Source organism: Dyella sp. 333MFSha (assembly GCF_900102405.1).
GTDB classification, from domain to species: domain Bacteria; phylum Pseudomonadota; class Gammaproteobacteria; order Xanthomonadales; family Rhodanobacteraceae; genus Luteibacter; species Luteibacter mycovicinus.
Window position 1 is genome coordinate 171,254 of sequence record NZ_FNBR01000003.1, and the last position, 15,541, is coordinate 186,794.

The window sequence follows — 15,541 nt, forward strand, 5'->3', positions numbered from 1 at the left end:
CGCGCGCGGGGCGCGCTCTTACACGATGGTGTAGGAGCGCGCCCCGCGCGCGATGCTCGCAGTTTGTAGGAACGCACCATGTGCGCGATGCTCCCCCCATCGCAACCGACCTGCCTTGCAGGTCACCGGGAGGGCACCCATGCAGTTCTTCGAGATCCACCACTTCGCCGGCCATGTGAACGAGACCTTCGAGGCCGACGTCGACACCGGGGACGGCAACGCGCCGTTCGTGCTGATGCAGGTGCAGCCGCTGGCTTCGGCGTCCTCGTTCCGCCAGGCGTTCTCGCTGCTGTTCCACAACACGGCGGCCATTCTTTTCGCCCAGCGCACCTACACGATGCGCCATCCGCAACTGGGCGAATTCGGCATCTTTCTCGTGCCCGTCGCTCGCGATCGCGACGGCTTCGTCTACCAGGCCGTCTTCAACTAGCGCGCATGCGCCGGTGCATGCCGCCGGCCGCGCCTTCGTCGACGAATCCCAGACGCTCGTAGAGCCGCATGGCGGCGGGATTGTTCACGGCCACGCTCAGCGTGACGGCGGGGGCGAGGGCGCGCGTGGCCCGCAAGAGCGCCGTGCCGATACCCTGCCCGCGCGCGTCCGACACGAGTGCGATATCGACCACGTGCCACGCCTCCCCGGTCACGTCGAGGTAGTAGCGACCGATGTCACGACCCTCACGTTGAAGCACGAAGAAACGTGCGCGGGGGAAGTGACTGACGAAGTGAATGTGCTGCATGCCGAACTGCTGGTCGGAAAAAGCCATGCGTTCCGCTTCCGCCCAGCCGGTGCCTGCCAGCTCGTCGTCGCGCGTCTGCCGATACAGCACGCGCAGGAAAGGAAGGTCGCGCTCGTCGCAATCCTTCAGTCGTAGGCCGGCGACCGCCACTGACTCCGCCAGCTTGTCATCGGCATGACCCGCGACGGGAAAGCCCGGCAGGCGCATCAGTTGAAGTTCGGATAGACGCCCTGCAGCGCGATGCAAAAATTCAGCGCAAGGGACGGCTGTCGGTTTTCGTGCGGCAGCCCGGAACCGGCCGGCTGTATCGCCAGCGGAGACATCGACGTGGACGGCACGGCGCCCGGGAGGAAGGGCGATGTCGTGCTGGGAGTAACCAGCGCGCTGCCTGCGGAGGGAATCGAGGTTCGTTTGGTCTGATCGCGTTGTGCATAAATCGTCGCAGCGTGTCCGTGCGATGGCATCTCCGTCATGGTCAGCGCATGTTGGAATTCACCGTACGCATTGCCCGCCGACCGCGGCGTCAGCCCTGGCCCGGCACCGATGCCCCCGGGCGCACGCGAGGTGAGGTTGGGCAACATGAAGGTCGAGGAACCGTTGCCGCCGTAAGTGATCCCCAGCAAGGAATACAGCGCCGTGTACTGCGTCACCGGCAACGTCGCACCGTTACAGAATGCCCAGTCGACCGGGGCGAAGTCGAAGGCGAAAACCTGTATTTCGCCGAAGTAAGGTTCGGTCATGTCGTAGTCGCCTGCGAGGGATCAGGAAGGAGTGGGATAGATGCCGGTGTACGCGATGCAGAACGGCACGCTCAGGGTCGGCATGAGATTGTTGTGCGGCTGCGAGCCCCCCTGATTGCCGACGGCGGACACCGCCAGCGCGTAGCTGGTCAGGCCCGTACTGTCCGGGGTGTACATCGTGTCGGGCGCGATGCCGCCGAGTACGGCACCCGAGCCGGGCGTGGCGCTGGTACCCGCGTCGGTGGTCGCCACGCACGTATGGTTGTGCATGGGCAACTGAGGCGTGGATAGTGTCACCGTTTCGGTGCCGACTTTCTGCCCTGGCACGTAGCTGGAGAGCCCGGGCCCCTGCCCTTGCCCGACCGGGATCCGGCCGCGCATATCAGGCACGCCGAACGTGTTGACCCCGTCGCCGCCGTAGGTGGTGCCCAGAAGGACGTACAGCGTCTCGTAGTCACTGATCGGGACCAGGCTGCCGTCGCAGGCGAGCCACCCATCCGGCACGCGACTGAATCCGAACATGCGTATCTCGCCGATGTAGCACTCTGACATGGTCGATCTCCTGGTTCGGCGTCAGCTGCGTGACGGGAAGATGCCGGTCATGGCGATGTTGAAACCGAGCGCGCTAAGAGGCTGCAGGTTGGGATGCGGCTGACCGCCGCCCGCCATACCGATCGTCGAAGCCGCCAGCGGCGTCGGATGGCCCGGCGTGGCATAAAAATTCTCCGCACCCGAGCCACCGTAGAGCGCATTGGTGGGCAGCTTTACGGTGCCGGCTAGGGTGGTGGCATTCAGGGGATGCGTGTGTGCAGGCATCTGGCTCTGCAGCAAGGTCACGGTCTCGAGACCCGCCGTCGAGCCGACGGCATACGCCGGCGGTTGCCAGTTTGGATCGACCGAAGGTCCCGAACCCACCGGTGTACGACTGCGCAGGTCGGGCAGCCCGAACGTGGTGCGGCCGTCGCCGCCGTAGTGCACGCCAAGCAGCGAGAACAACGCCTGGTTCTGCTGCACTGGCATCAACTGGCCGTTGCATGCCGCGAAACCCCTGGGCGCGAAGCTGAACCCCGCGAGCATGATCTGCCCGACGAAATAGTTACTCATCCGATATCCCCTGCGTTCTACCGCGTCAGCCGACGGCTGCGTCCATGGACTGTGGTCCATGGAAAGAGTGCAAACAAGTGGTTGGATTCAAGTTCACGTCAACGTTGCCGATTAGACACACTGGTGGCGTCGAACGGCTGCGCATAATGCGCTCGCAGGCGACTGCTCCAGCGGGATTCAGGGGTTCACATGACATCGTTATTCTTCGGCGGCCGTCCTGCGGTCGCGCCGGCTCGTACGCGTTTGCGCGCGACTTCGTGGCTGTTCGGTGTGTGCCTGCTCGTTCTGAGTGGACTCGCGCACGCTATCGGTTGTCCGCCGCAATCGATTACCGTCGCTTCAGGCGGCTCTGTCAAAACCGACCTGACCAGTTGCTCGGCGACAGGCATCGGTGGTTACCAGAGTCCGCCACAACACGGTCTCAACCAGAACAGTGACAACAACAACTCGACCAGCCAGGTCTTCTACACGAACAATGGAGACGGTTCGACCACCGACAGCTTCTCCGTTATCGACAGTGACGATAATTCGGTGATCCCCTTCACCGTCACCGTGCAGCAGACCAGCCCGTCCGTCACGACGACTACCCTGCCCGACGCGACGGTAGGCACCGGGTACAACCAGTCGCTGGCCGCGTCGGGCGGCTCGACGCCGTACACCTGGAGCCTGACCGGCGGTAGCCTGCCCAACGGCCTCACCCTTTCCTCGGCAGGCGTAGTCACTGGCACGCCGACCCAGGCCGGCAGCTTCAACCCGGTGTTCACGGTGACCGACAGCGGCAACCGCACCGCGTCGCGCGCCATCGCTTTCAGCGTGTCCGCCCCGACCCTGGCGATCACGCCGGCGACGCTGCCCAATCCCGTGATCGGGACGGCCTACAGCCAGACGCTCGGCACGTCCGGTGGTACCGCGCCGTATACCTATTCGATCAGCGGCGGCACGCTGCCGCCCGGCATCAGCGTATCCAGTACCGGCAACGTGTCCGGCAACGCGACGACGCCCGGCAACTACAGCTTCACCGTGAGCAGCACGGACAGCTCCACGGGCAGCGGCGCGCCCTTCAGCACGACGCGGACCTATGCGGTCACCGTCAGCGCACCCACGATCACGGTCGCTCCGGCCACCTTGCCGAACCCGACGGTCGGTGTCGCCTATTCGCAAACTATCAGCGCTTCGGGCGGCACCGCGCCCTATACCTTCGCGATAACCGCGGGAGCCCTGCCGGCCGGCATGACCCTCGCCGGCGGCGGCGCACTCAGCGGCACGCCGACGGCGGCGGGCACCTTCAACTTCACGGTCACGGCCACCGACAACGGCGGCTTCACCGGCAGCAACGCCTATACCATCACGGTGGCGGCGCCGACGATCGCCATTGCCCCAGCCAACCTGCCCAACGCGGTGGCCGGCCAGGCTTACTCCAGCACGGTCACCGCCAGTGGCGGCACCGCGCCCTATGCGTTCGCCGTCACGGGCGGCACCCTGCCCAGCGGTATCACCCTTTCATCGACCGGCGTGCTCTCAGGCACCTCGACGGTGGCGGGCACCTTCAACTTCACGGTAAGCGCCACCGACAGTTCCAGCGGCGCGGGCGCACCATTCAGCGGTTCGCATGCGTATTCGCTTACGGTGGGCGCGCCCTCCGTGACCGTCGCACCGGCCACGTTGCCCAACCCGACCGTCGGCGCCGCCTACTCGCAGAACGTGTCCGCTTCGGGCGGCACGGCACCCTACACGTTCGCCGTCACAGCGGGTGCCACGCCCTCCGGGCTGAGCCTGAGCGCGGCCGGCGTCCTCAGCGGCACGCCAACCGCTGCGGGTACATTCAACTTCACCGTCACGGCGACCGACGACAACGGCTTCGATGGTGCGCACGCCTATACCGTGACCGTCGGCGGACCGACGCTGGTGCTTACCCCGACCAGCCAGCCCACGGGGCACGTCGGCCAGGCCTACACGACGTCGTACTCGACGACGGGCGGTACCGCGCCTTACCACTACACGGTGACCGGCAGCCTGCCGACCGGGCTTTCCCTTGCGGACAACGGCACGCTCAGCGGGACGCCGACACAGGCCGGCAACTTCCCCGTCGCCATCCACGTGACCGACAGCAGCACCGGCGCCGGCAGCCCGTTTACGGCGACGGTCAACATGACGCTGGCCGTCGACGCCGACCCGCTCGTGCTGACGCCCGCCAGCCCCGCGTTGACGGCCACCTACGGCGTCAGCAACAGCATCACGTTTACCAGCAGCGGCGGTTCGGCACCGCGCACCCTGTCACTCGCCGGTGCGCTGCCGGCGGGCATGAGTTTCGATCCGGCGTCCGGTGTGCTGTCCGGTACGCCGACCGTGACCGGCAGCTTCCCCTTCACCGTGACGGTGACCGACGGCAGCCTGACGCCTGCCACACTCAGCCGGAACTACACGCTGACCATCGCGGCCGTCACCGTGGTCGTCAGTCCGGCCACGCTGCCAGGCGGTGTCGTGGGCACCGCCTATAGCGGTTCGCTCAGCGCCAGCGGCGGTGCCGCGCCTTACACCTTCGCGGTGAGCACCGGCGCGCTGCCCGAGGGCATCGCGCTTTCACCGGCGGGCGCGCTGTCCGGTACGCCGACGCGCAGTGGCGCGGTGAGCTTTACCGTGCGTGCGGCGGATGCGCATGGCATGGCCGGCACGCAGGCGTACTCGGTCACCATCGGCGATGCGGTGCCCGTGGCCGTCGCCGATACGGCCAGCACGGCCGCCAACCAGGCGGTGACGATTCCGGTGACGGCAAACGATACCGGCGTGATCACGTCGGTGGCCGTTGCCGCGGCGCCGACTCACGGCACCGCCGTGGCCGACGGCACGTCGGTGCGCTACACACCGGCGACCGACTTCTTCGGTACCGACACCTTCACCTACACGGCCGTCGGTCCGGGCGGTCGCTCCAATGCCGCGACGGTGACGGTCAACGTGCAAGCGGGTGCCCTGCCCATCGTGCCCGACCAGGCGGTGACGGGTGTCGCCGGTCAGGCGATCAACGTCAACGCGATTCAGGGCGCCAGCGGCGGTCCGTTCACGGCGGTGACCCTCGTCACGCCACCGGCGGCGGGAACCGCCACGGTGAACGGCACCACGATCGCCTACACCGCCCCGGCGGATACCAGCGGTACGCAGCGCTTCACGTATACGCTCACCAACGTGTTCGGCGTCTCGCAGCCCGCTACGGTCACCGTGACGGTGCAGCCGCGACCGGTAGCGGTGGCGCTGACCGCCACGGTCGGTGCCGGCCAGTCCGTGCAGGTGGACCTGACCGGCGCCGCGCGCGGTGGCCCGTTCACCGACGCCGCGGTGGTGTCGCTCTCGCCCGCGCAATCGGGCACGGCGACCATCGTGAAGACCGCCGCGGGCTATCGCCTGGACTTCGCCGCCGCCGCGGCGTTCTCCGGGCAGGCGCAGCTCGTCTACACGCTGTCCAACGCGTATGCCGTGTCGCAGCCGGCCACGGTGACGATCACGGTGACTGCGCGGCCGGATCCGTCACGCGATCCGGAAGTCACCGGCATCCTCGGTGCGCAGGTGGACGCGACGCGTCGCATGGCGACCGGCCAGATCAGCAACTTCCAGCAGCGCCTGGAATCTCTGCACGGCGCCGCGTCGTCGCGCTTCAGCAACGGTCTGAGCTTCAGCTCCGGCGGCGGACGCAATGCCGTGCAAAGCGAGCGTCCGGGCAAGGGCGTGGCCGAGTCCATGAACGATCCCGACGCGCCCGCCTTCCTGCAATCCGACGCGCGCCCGGCGCCGACCCAGAGCGGCGGACAGGCATCGCCGGACGACGTGTCGTTCTGGACCGGCGGTGCCGTGAACTTCGGCGCGACCGACCGCGGCGCGGCGAGCAACGGTGTCGACTTCACCACCTCGGGTGTCAGCGTGGGAGCGGACAAACGCCTCTCCAACGCGCTCACCCTGGGGCTCGGCGTGGGTTACGGCCACGACGCCAGCGACATCGGCAAGATGGGCAGCCGCAGCACCACCACGGCTTACAACATGGCGCTGTACGCGAGCCTTCGGCCGAGCGACAGCACGTATGTCGATACCCTCTTGGGTTACCAGTGGCTGGACTTCGATGCGCGGCGCTATGTCACGGCGGATGGCGGCCGCGTTACCGGCAGCCGCAACGGCAGGCAGGCCTTCGCCTCAGTGGCCTTCGGCTACGAGCACGACGATGGCACCACGCGACTGACGCCCTACGGGCGACTGGACGTGGCACGCGCGCAGCTCGACGGCTACACGGAGCGTGGTGATGCCACCTATGCCCTCGACTACCGCGGACAGACGGTGCGCACCTCCACGGGCGCCCTCGGCCTGCGTGCGGAGTTCCGCCTGAAACGCGATTTCGGGACGCTGGTGCCGCGTGTACGCGTGGAGTATCAGCGTGACTTCCAGGGCGCCAGCAACGCGAAGATGTCCTACGCGGACCTGCTGGCCGGGCCGCTTTACCGGGCCAACGTCGGCGATACCGCACGCAACCACACGTTGCTGGGCCTCGGCGTCCAGGCACAGTTCGACAGCGGGCTGACGCTGCGCGCGGAATACCAGGCGTTGTTCGACTCGGGCACGCATGCCAACCAGTCGATCCTGCTGGGCATCGAGAAGGCGTTCTGACCGGCCGCGGATCCACGCGTCGACACGGTGCGTGGATCCGCTTCGGTTCCTGCGGCAGATCCGCCGGTGTACCCTAGGCCGATGCTCAATAACGACACCCTCCGCAGCATCCGCTACATGCTCGACCTCGGCGAGGTCCATGTGGTCGAGATCCTCAAGCTCACCGGCTTCGATGCCACCCGCGAACAGGTCGCTCCCTGGCTGCGCAAGGAAGACGAACCCGGCTTCGTCGAGATGCCGGACATCGCGCTGGCGCACTTTCTCGACGGCCTGATCATTCATCGCCGCGGCCGCGACGAGAGCCAGCCTCCCCGCCCCGTCGAGGCGCGGATCAACAACAACCTCGTGCTGAAGAAGCTGCGCGTCGCCTTCGAACTGAAGGAGGACGACATTCTGGCGCTGATGGCGAACGTGGGTTTCCGCGTGTCGCGCGGCGAGATCAATGCGCTGTTCCGCCAGCCGAAACACAGCAATTTTCGTCTGTGCGGCGATCAGTTCCTGCGGAATTTTCTCAAAGGCCTGACGGCGCAGGTACGCGGGGCGTGAGAGGGACGCATGGCGGCGAGCGCCTCAGCGCCGCCGCCATACCAGCTGCCGCACGATGAGCGCCACGACCAGCACGGCGACGAACGCTCCGTACGCCCAGAGCGCCGGCACGACCTGCTGCCAGATGGCGCCGCTCTTCGGACCGAACTGATCGGCCGCAGGCAACTCCACGGCGTCGAAGGCGATCAACGCCGACTGGATCGCCGCGGTCACGGCGGCTATCAACGCCAGCACATCGAAGCTACGCCGCGTGCCGTTGGTCAGCAGCGACTTCGGATAGCGCCAGTACGCCCATCCCAGGACGATCAGCCAGGGCGCCAGCAGCATGAGCGCGAGATAGCGCATGCGTCAGGCACCTTGCCCGATGTCGCCGGGACGGACCATGCCTCAGCCCGCCGCCTTGTTCGCGGCTTTAGCCGCCGCTTCGTCCGCCGTCACGGCGGCAAGCACGTCGAGTGCCGTACGCAGGCGAAGGACAAGGGCGGCGCGAGCCGCCTCATCCGGATACGACTGACCTTCGGCGACGACCGCGCCGTCGACCAGCAGAACGATACGGTCGCCCTGCGACTCGAGCGCGGCCTGAGCGCCACCCAGCGTAACGAGCGTCTGGCGCAGCGTTCCCGCGGCTTTGGGATCGGCGAAGGACCGTGACAGCAGCAGCTCTTCGCCGTCCGCGCCGAACAGGCGGAAACGGAAGCTGCCGTCATCCTCCCGGAAGCTGGCGAAACGCGGCGGCTTCGCTTTCGGCGCGGCGGCCGGCGCAGCCGCGGCGACCGGCTCGTCAGCCACCTTCCGACGATGACGCGCGTTACGCAGGCCGACCGCCTCGCGCAGCGTTTCCACCAGCGGACCGGCGATGGCGCGTGCCTTGGCCGCACCGGCAAGAAGGATGTCCTCCATGTCGTCCGGTCGGGCCATCAGGTCTTCGTAACGTGCGCGCATCGGCGCGACGTCGGCCTCGACGCGCTCGAACAGCACCGTCTTGGCCTCACCCCAGCCGATACCGCCGTGCAGGGCTTCTTCGAAGGCCTGCGTCTCCGCCGGTGTGGCGAACGCCTTGAAGATGGTGAACAGTGCGGAGTTGGCGCTGTCCTTCGGCTCACCCGGCGCACGCGAATCGGTGACGATTTTCATGATCGCCTCGCGCATGCCCTTCGTGCCGCCCTCGAACAGCGGAATGGTGTTGTCGTAGCTCTTGGACATCTTGCGACCATCCAGGCCCGGCAGGGTCGCCACCTGCTCTTCGATGTGCGCCTCGGGCATCACGAAAAACTCGCGCCCGTAGGTATGGTTGAAGCGCTGCGCGATGTCGCGCGCCATTTCGATGTGCTGGATCTGATCGCGGCCGACCGGCACCTTGTTCGCGTTGAACGCGAGGATGTCCGCCGCCATCAGCACGGGGTACATGTAGAGACCCGCCGTAACGCCGGCGTCCGCGTCTTCCTGCTGCTCGATGTTGCGGTCCACGGCGGCCTTATAGGCATGCGCACGGTTGAGCAGACCCTTGCTCGTCACGCAGGTCAGCAGCCACATCAGCTCCGGAACCTCAGGAATATCGGACTGCCGGTAGAACGTGGCGACATCCGGATCCAGACCCGCGGCCAGGAACGACGCGGCGATCTTCAGACGGGACGCCTCGACGCGGTCGGCGTCGTCGCTCTTTATCAGAGCGTGATAGTCGGCCATGAAGTAGAACGCATCGACGTTCGGATCCTTGCTAGCCAGAACGGCCGGGCGGATCGCACCGACGAAGTTGCCGAGATGCGGCGTGCCAGTGGTGGTGATGCCGGTGAGGACGCGGGTATGCATGGGAACCTGATGGGCTACGGACGATAACCGTCCGAGTGTAGCCCGCGAGGCGGCCCGGGGGCGACCCGGGCCTGCGACGCGTCGCCGCGATCAGCGCATCAGGGTGGATTTACCGAACAGCGATTCCACCAGGTCCACCGCCAGCTTGGCGGTCTGGTTGCGCTTGTCGAAGGCCGGATTCAGTTCGACGATGTCCAGAGAGCCTACCCGGCCGGTGTCGGCGATCATCTCCATCACCAGCTGGGCTTCGCGGTAGTTGGGTCCTCCGCGCACCGTCGTGCCTACCCCGGGGGCGATCGACGGATCGAGGAAGTCGACGTCGAAGCTCACGTGCAGATGGGTGTCTTCGTCGACGCCCGACAGGGCCTCTTCCATCGCGGCCTTGATACCGATCTCGTCGATGTAACGCATGTCGTAGATGTCGATGCCCACCTCGTGGACGAAACGCTTTTCGCCCTCGTCCACGGAGCGGATGCCGATCTGGCGGAAGACGTCCGGCGAGGTGGCCGGCACCGTGCCGCCGATATGGGTCAGGACGTCTGGGCCGTAGCCGCACAGGCAGGCCACGGGCATGCCGTGGATGTTGCCGGACGGGGTGATCTGGCTGGTGTTGAAGTCCGCGTGGGCGTCGAGCCAGAGCACGCGAAGCTTCTTGCCCGTGTCACGGCAGTGACGCGCCACGGCGGAAATCGAGCCGATCGCCAGGCAATGGTCACCGCCGAGCATGATCGGCAGGTGCCCTTCGGTGAGCGCGGCATGGATCGCGTCGTGTACCGCGGTGTTCCAGGCCACAACGGCGTCGAGGTGGCGATAACCGTCCACCGGTGGCTCCCACGGATTCAGGGGGCCGACCAGATTGCCGCGATCGACGACATGCATGCCGCGCCTGGCCAGGCGCTCGGCCAGACGGGCGACGCGCAGGGCCTCGGGGCCCATGGAGCTGCCACGGTGGCCGGCGCCGATATCGGTGGGGGCGCCCACGAGGGCAACCGAACGGGTGGTGGGACTCATCGGGATGTACTCAGCATCCGGCAAGTTTACACGGGCCTTTAAAACACCCACGTTGCAGCGCGTCAGGGCATGTGAAGACCGACAGGCCTCCGGTCAATGCGATGAGACGTAAGGCGACGGAGTCATGGCCGCGGGCAGCGCGAAGTTCCGCTTCATGCGCTCGACCTCTTCGACCGGTGGCCTGCCGAACAGGCGCTTGAACTCGCGACTGAACTGCGACGCGCTTTCATAACCTACCGCCGTTGCCGCCGCCGCTGCTGTCGCGTGCTCGCGAAGCATGAGCAGACGTGCCTGATGCAGCCGTGTGGACTGCACGTAGCGCATGGGCGACGTCCCGGTCATCGCGCGGAAGTGGGCATGAAACGTCGGCGCGCTCATGGCCGCTTCGTCAGCCAGTTCATCGACGCTCAGCGCATCGCGGTAGCGGCTGTGGATCATCCGTATCGCTCTCGCCACCATGCCGAACTTGCCTTGCTGCGCCAGCGCGGCGCGCAACGACCCGCCCTGCGCACCGGACAGTATCCGGTAGTAGATTTCGCGCACGAGCGCCGGGCCCAGGATGTCGGCTTCCGGTGGCCTGGCCAACGCTTCGAGCAGACGAAGCACGGATACCGCGAGTGCGTCCTCCATCGGCGAGGCATACAGCCCTCGCGGAGACGCGGTGGACGATCCCTGTCGTTCGTCGATCCGCATGCACAGGTCGGCCGCCATCCCGTGATCGAGGCGAAAGTAGATCGCCAGCAACGGCTCGTCGGCGGACGCATCGGTCTCCATCGTGAAGGGCACGGGCACCGAAACCACGAGGTAATGCTCGGCGTCGTAGACGAAGACCTCGTCACCGAGCAGCCCCCGCTTGCGCCCCTGCACCACCACGACGATGCCGGGTTCGTAGAGCACGGGCGTACGACTCAGCGGCCGGTCGGACCGCAGGAGACGCACGTCGGCCAGTGGCGTCAGGGTGTAACCCTCCGCGGGTGCGAGCTCGCGAAGCAGGTCGATCATGCGGCGTCGGAGGTGGGAATCCATGCCGACATGGTCCGCCTTATCGCCTGTCCCGGCAATCGCCACTCATAGGATCAGGCAAGCACGCAATATCCCAGGCCATGGGAGGCAAGGGGGATCGAGCCTAGCATGGGCCCCGTACCTGACCAGGAGACCATTCATGTCCACCAAGACCTTTTTCATCACGGGTGTCAGCAGCGGTTTCGGCGAGGCCCTTGCCCGCGAGGCCCTCGCTGCCGGCCATCGCGTGATCGGCACCGTGCGCAACGACGAGGCGCGCCGCGCGTTCGAAGGGCTCGACGAGACGCGCGCCCACGGCATGCTTCTCGACGTCACCGATATCGACGCGATTCCTGCCGCCGTGTCCGACGCCGAAGCGCGCTTCGGACCGGTCGATGTTCTCGTCAACAACGCCGGTTACGGGCACGAAGGAATCTTCGAAGAATCGCCGCTCGAAGAGATGCGCCGACAGTTCGAGGTCAACGTGTTCGGTGCCGTGGCGGTGATGCAGGCCTTCGTGCCACGGTTTCGCGAACGTCGCCGCGGCCACATCGTGAACATCACCTCGATGGGCGGCTTCATCACGATGCCGGGCATCGCCTACTACTGCGGCAGCAAGTTCGCTCTCGAAGGCATCAGCGAAGTGCTGGGCAAGGAACTGAGCCCCTTCGGCGTCCATGTCACCGCCGTGGCACCCGGCAGCTTCCGTACCGACTGGGCGGGCCGGTCGATGCAGCGTTCACCGCGCAGCATTCCGGACTACGACGCGACGTTCGATCCGATCAGGCAGGCACGCCAGGAGAAAAGCGGCAAGCAGCTCGGCGATCCCGCAAAGGCGGCGAAGGCGATGCTCGCGCTTGTCGAGTTGCCCGCTCCGCCAGCGCATCTCCTGCTCGGCAGCGATGCATTGGCTCTGGTCCGCGACAAGCTCAAGGCGATGGCGGACGACATGACGAGGTGGGAAACACTGACGCGCTCGACGGATGGTTGATCATCCGATGGTGCCGACACCCGGATTCGAACTGGGGACCTACCGCTTACAAGGCGGTTGCTCTACCAACTGAGCTATGCCGGCGAAGTCGCGAAGTTTATCAGAAGCAGCCCGTCGGTCGAGCACTCACCGCCGGATTGCGCAGGTTGCGGCGAAGGTCTGCGCCGCCTTCATCCGGGACAACCACATCCAGCCACCAGACCGGCGTCGTCTCCGTACGCTCACTCATCCGTGCGGGAAACCCGGCGGCAACGACTTCGTCGCGGCGCTTGCGGGCGTTGGCGGGATCATGAAACAGGCCCAGCGCAACCGAGTTCTGCAACTCCCCCTGGGCCGTCACGACGAAATAATCCTTGATCCCCTTCGCTTCGAGCCGACGGGCCTGGGCCAGCGCCAGTTCGCGTGTCGACTGCGAAGGAAGGAAGACGCGCCAGCCGCGGGATTCGCTGGTCGTCTCCTGGCGCTGGCGGCTGCGGACCGTGCGCGGCGCGATGGCGGTACGCGCGGTGCGCAGATCGACCTGATTGGCGAAGGGACCGATGGCCAGGCATTTGTAGCTGCGGCGGGGACTGGTCGGCGCGTCGGGCTGTGTCGGCGCGGTATCCACCGCCGCCCTGGGCGCCGTGGGTGCCGGTTTCGCCGCGGCGGCAGCCAGCGCCGCTGTCGCCGAGCTGCCGGAGACCGGCGTCACGGGCGACGACATACCCGGCGTGCTCTTTGCAGCAGTCGCGGGTGGCGTTGGCGCTGCTACCGGGGCCGGGGCCTGTGCCGGTGCCGGTGCCGGTGCCGCCATGCTGGAGGTCGTCGTGCTGGCCGCACCCGGGCGTCCGGCAACGGTCGCGGGCGCCGTGCTCGCGGCCGCGGGCACTTCGGCCAGCAATTTCAGTCGGGGCACGCCGCTGTCGGTGGGATCCACCGCGTGCTTACCGGTATCGCCCAGCAGCAGCCACGCGGCTACCGCGATATTGAGGGCGATCAGCAAGACGAAGAACAAACGCAGCAGCATGGTGGCCTTGGGCTTACGGTGGGGCCTGCTCGCGTTCCCCTGTAAGAACCGGCGGCGTCCGGATTCTAGGCGATCTTGGCGGTTTCGGTGTGTGCTTTGGCCCAGACGGCCAGACCCCGAAGGACGGTGTCGGGCACGAGCAGCACCTCGCGCTCGAGCAATGGCGCAAGTACAGCCGCATCGCCGCCACCGAGGGTCACCGTGGGGTGGCCGCCAAGCAGGGGTGCCGAACGCTCGACAAAGCGGTCGACCAACGCGGCGCAGGCCTGCCAGCAGCCCGATGCCAGGCCATCGGCGGTGTTATCGGCAAGGTCGCGTACCGCACCTGCGCCACCCGGGCGTACCTGCACGGTCGCGCCCAGTACGGATTGCTGCATCAGCAGCGGCCCCGGCGCGATCCATCCGCCGAGGTGCCTGCCATCGGCATCCAGCGCATCGAGCGTCAGGGCCGTGCCGACGCTGGCGAGGACGCAGGGCGAGCGACCCGCCGCGTGCGCATCGACCAGGGCGAGGAAGCGATCCACGCCGAGACGATGAGGTTCGGCATACGCATTGGTGACGCCGCAGGATTGCGCGGGCGTACGGACCCAGACCGGCGAAAGGCCGAACGCCTTCTGCGCCGCCACGGCGACCGCGGTCTCACGGGCGGGATCCACCACCGACGCACCGACGACCCGAACCGGCGCCGGCCAGGACGCCCACAACGTCGCCAGTTCGTGCGCGATATCCGCATCCCAGCCAAAGGCCCCGCGATGACTGAATTCGGCGCCATCGAGCAGAGCGAATTTCAGTCGCGTGTTGCCGAGGTCGAGCAGAAGAATCACGCGCCACTCCTGCGGACGGAGACATCCGCACTATCGACGGTCACGGACTGGCCGTCGGCACGACGCACACGCAAGGCACCGCGCTCGTCGACACCCTCTCCGGTGGCGTTGTACTCGCCGCGAGGATCGATGACGCGCAGTGGCTGGTCGCGCAACAGGTCGTTGGCCGCGTATTCGTCGGAGAAGGCCGCGAAGCCATGTCGCTCGAAGGCGAGCAGCCCCTCCGCAAGCGCGGACACGACCGCCGTGGCGACGCGATTCCGTCCCGGCGGCTGGCCGCCAGTGAGTTCCGCCAAGTCGGTGATCGGTTGTCCCGCACGCTCGTGCAGGGTGTCCGGGAGCCGGATGTTGAGACCGACGCCGATGATCGCCGCGCAGGGACCGGAGTACTCGCCGGACAGCTCCACCAGGATGCCGGCCAGTTTGGCCTGGCCCGCCAGCACATCGTTGGGCCACTTGAGCCCGGCCGTGCGGACGCCGAGGTCGTCCAGCGCGCGGATCAGCATGACACCCACGGCCAGCGAGAGGCCCGACAACGACGCGAACCCCGAGTCGAAACGCTTCAGCACCGACAGGTAGAGATTCATGCCCGGCGGCGAGAGCCAGGTCCGGCCACGCCGCCCGCGCCCTGCCGACTGGGCTTCGGCCATGACGAAAGCCAGGTCGTCCAGCGTAGGAATACGCCGCGCCAGCTCGCTGGACGTGGAGTCGATATCCCAGTGCACCTCGAGCATGCCCACGTGCGACGAAAGCGCAGGCTCGAGCGCCGTGCGGATGCGCTGACCGTCAAGCAGTTCGGTCGCCCACGGAAGCCGGTAGCCGCCGCCCACCTTCGCTTCGACGGGCACGCCTTTCAGACGTAGCGACTCGATCTGTTTCCAGACGGCGGCACGGGTCACACCGGCCTGACGGGCCAGAGTGGCGCCGGACACGGCATCGCCGCCGGCAAGGGCTTCCAGGAGGTCGCGTGCGAGCATGGGCTGCCGTGAGGCCATCAGGCGGCCGGTGTCAGGGGGAGGGAGAGCCGGGGCATCGGGTAATTCTAGGGCAGCCGCGAGGATTTCGCCCGCATGGCGCCGCAGAGCCCGATGACACACCTCCAGCACTGGCACCGTTTCGAAATATCT

The 15,541-nt window shown here is 67.0% G+C and carries 15 protein-coding genes and 1 tRNA gene; 4 read left to right on the top strand and 12 right to left on the bottom strand.

Going from position 1 to position 15,541, the window contains the following annotated elements:
- Window positions 1-139: 139 nt before the first annotated feature.
- Complete coding sequence (locus BLT40_RS14120) at window positions 140-430, top strand: DUF6916 family protein (RefSeq protein ID WP_043692365.1); 291 nt, start codon at window positions 140-142, stop codon at window positions 428-430.
- Here BLT40_RS14120 and BLT40_RS14125 read toward each other — a convergent pair.
- The 4 genes from BLT40_RS14125 to BLT40_RS14140 are packed head-to-tail and all read right to left on the bottom strand — an operon-like array spanning window position 423 to window position 2,581.
- Entirely contained in the window at window positions 423-944 is a 522-nt protein-coding gene (locus tag BLT40_RS14125) for a GNAT family N-acetyltransferase (protein WP_090354202.1), read from the bottom strand. The genes BLT40_RS14120 and BLT40_RS14125 overlap by 8 nt on opposite strands.
- Entirely contained in the window at window positions 944-1,477 is a 534-nt protein-coding gene (locus BLT40_RS14130) for a phage tail protein (protein WP_090354204.1), read from the bottom strand. The genes BLT40_RS14125 and BLT40_RS14130 overlap by 1 nt, the downstream gene beginning before the upstream one ends.
- Before the next feature lie 21 nt (window positions 1,478-1,498).
- Window positions 1,499-2,029: a phage tail protein gene (locus BLT40_RS14135; protein WP_079521682.1), complete on the bottom strand. Its 531-nt coding sequence runs from the start codon at window positions 2,027-2,029 to the stop codon at window positions 1,499-1,501.
- 21 nt (window positions 2,030-2,050) lie between these two features.
- On the bottom strand, window positions 2,051-2,581 hold the full coding sequence (locus BLT40_RS14140) for a phage tail protein (RefSeq protein WP_079521683.1): 531 nt from the start codon (window positions 2,579-2,581) through the stop codon (window positions 2,051-2,053).
- 189 nt (window positions 2,582-2,770) lie between these two features.
- On the opposite strand from BLT40_RS14140, the gene BLT40_RS14145 reads away from it, so the two are divergent.
- Together BLT40_RS14145 and BLT40_RS14150 are read left to right on the top strand one after the other, a co-directional pair.
- Entirely contained in the window at window positions 2,771-7,225 is a 4,455-nt protein-coding gene (locus tag BLT40_RS14145; protein ID WP_090354207.1) for a putative Ig domain-containing protein, read from the top strand.
- Window positions 7,226-7,306: 81 nt separating this feature from the next.
- On the top strand, window positions 7,307-7,771 hold the full coding sequence (locus BLT40_RS14150; RefSeq protein ID WP_036115864.1) for a YehS family protein: 465 nt from the start codon (window positions 7,307-7,309) through the stop codon (window positions 7,769-7,771).
- A 24-nt stretch (window positions 7,772-7,795) separates the two neighbouring features.
- On the opposite strand, the gene BLT40_RS14155 is transcribed toward BLT40_RS14150, so the two are convergent.
- The 4 genes from BLT40_RS14155 to BLT40_RS14170 all read right to left on the bottom strand — a co-directional run bounded on the left by BLT40_RS14155 (window position 7,796) and on the right by BLT40_RS14170 (window position 11,617).
- The gene (locus BLT40_RS14155) at window positions 7,796-8,116 is read right to left on the bottom strand and encodes a hypothetical protein (RefSeq protein WP_090354209.1); all 321 of its coding nucleotides are present in this window, start codon (window positions 8,114-8,116) and stop codon (window positions 7,796-7,798) included.
- A 42-nt stretch (window positions 8,117-8,158) separates the two neighbouring features.
- Window positions 8,159-9,580 carry a tryptophan--tRNA ligase gene (locus BLT40_RS14160; protein ID WP_090354212.1) on the bottom strand — a complete coding sequence of 474 codons (1,422 nt, stop codon included), beginning with the start codon at window positions 9,578-9,580 and terminating at the stop codon, window positions 8,159-8,161.
- A 90-nt stretch (window positions 9,581-9,670) separates the two neighbouring features.
- Window positions 9,671-10,591, bottom strand: coding sequence for an arginase (gene rocF / locus BLT40_RS14165; protein ID WP_036115869.1), 921 nt, complete (start codon window positions 10,589-10,591; stop codon window positions 9,671-9,673).
- Window positions 10,592-10,684: 93 nt separating this feature from the next.
- Entirely contained in the window at window positions 10,685-11,617 is a 933-nt protein-coding gene (locus tag BLT40_RS14170) for an AraC family transcriptional regulator (RefSeq protein ID WP_218124566.1), read from the bottom strand.
- Between the two features lie 136 nt (window positions 11,618-11,753).
- On the opposite strand from BLT40_RS14170, the gene BLT40_RS14175 reads away from it, so the two are divergent.
- Window positions 11,754-12,584 carry an oxidoreductase gene (locus BLT40_RS14175; protein WP_090354217.1) on the top strand — a complete coding sequence of 277 codons (831 nt, stop codon included), beginning with the start codon at window positions 11,754-11,756 and terminating at the stop codon, window positions 12,582-12,584.
- Between the two features lie 8 nt (window positions 12,585-12,592).
- Here BLT40_RS14175 and BLT40_RS14180 read toward each other — a convergent pair.
- The 4 genes from BLT40_RS14180 to BLT40_RS14195 form a co-directional block, all read right to left on the bottom strand.
- A tRNA-Thr gene (locus BLT40_RS14180) sits at window positions 12,593-12,668 on the bottom strand.
- A gap of 16 nt (window positions 12,669-12,684) precedes the next feature.
- Window positions 12,685-13,590 carry an SPOR domain-containing protein gene (locus BLT40_RS14185; protein WP_255364021.1) on the bottom strand — a complete coding sequence of 302 codons (906 nt, stop codon included), beginning with the start codon at window positions 13,588-13,590 and terminating at the stop codon, window positions 12,685-12,687.
- A gap of 65 nt (window positions 13,591-13,655) precedes the next feature.
- Window positions 13,656-14,414: a type III pantothenate kinase gene (locus tag BLT40_RS14190; RefSeq protein ID WP_090354219.1), complete on the bottom strand. Its 759-nt coding sequence runs from the start codon at window positions 14,412-14,414 to the stop codon at window positions 13,656-13,658.
- A complete protein-coding gene (locus BLT40_RS14195; RefSeq protein ID WP_090354222.1) occupies window positions 14,411-15,391 on the bottom strand; it encodes a biotin--[acetyl-CoA-carboxylase] ligase in 981 nt (326 codons plus the stop codon). Before BLT40_RS14195 ends, BLT40_RS14190 begins: the two co-directional genes overlap by 4 nt.
- Window positions 15,392-15,541 lie beyond the last annotated feature (150 nt).

Coding starts and splice junctions, on each gene's coding strand:
- BLT40_RS14120 (WP_043692365.1), top strand. CDS start 140: ATGCAGTTCTTCGAGATCCACCACTTCGCCGGCCATGTGAACGAGACC.
- BLT40_RS14125 (WP_090354202.1), bottom strand. CDS start 944: ATGCGCCTGCCGGGCTTTCCCGTCGCGGGTCATGCCGATGACAAGCTG.
- BLT40_RS14130 (WP_090354204.1), bottom strand. CDS start 1,477: ATGACCGAACCTTACTTCGGCGAAATACAGGTTTTCGCCTTCGACTTC.
- BLT40_RS14135 (WP_079521682.1), bottom strand. CDS start 2,029: ATGTCAGAGTGCTACATCGGCGAGATACGCATGTTCGGATTCAGTCGC.
- BLT40_RS14140 (WP_079521683.1), bottom strand. CDS start 2,581: ATGAGTAACTATTTCGTCGGGCAGATCATGCTCGCGGGGTTCAGCTTC.
- BLT40_RS14145 (WP_090354207.1), top strand. CDS start 2,771: ATGACATCGTTATTCTTCGGCGGCCGTCCTGCGGTCGCGCCGGCTCGT.
- BLT40_RS14150 (WP_036115864.1), top strand. CDS start 7,307: ATGCTCAATAACGACACCCTCCGCAGCATCCGCTACATGCTCGACCTC.
- BLT40_RS14155 (WP_090354209.1), bottom strand. CDS start 8,116: ATGCGCTATCTCGCGCTCATGCTGCTGGCGCCCTGGCTGATCGTCCTG.
- BLT40_RS14160 (WP_090354212.1), bottom strand. CDS start 9,580: ATGCATACCCGCGTCCTCACCGGCATCACCACCACTGGCACGCCGCAT.
- rocF (WP_036115869.1), bottom strand. CDS start 10,591: ATGAGTCCCACCACCCGTTCGGTTGCCCTCGTGGGCGCCCCCACCGAT.
- BLT40_RS14170 (WP_218124566.1), bottom strand. CDS start 11,617: ATGGATTCCCACCTCCGACGCCGCATGATCGACCTGCTTCGCGAGCTC.
- BLT40_RS14175 (WP_090354217.1), top strand. CDS start 11,754: ATGTCCACCAAGACCTTTTTCATCACGGGTGTCAGCAGCGGTTTCGGC.
- BLT40_RS14185 (WP_255364021.1), bottom strand. CDS start 13,590: ATGCTGCTGCGTTTGTTCTTCGTCTTGCTGATCGCCCTCAATATCGCG.
- BLT40_RS14195 (WP_090354222.1), bottom strand. CDS start 15,391: ATGCTCGCACGCGACCTCCTGGAAGCCCTTGCCGGCGGCGATGCCGTG.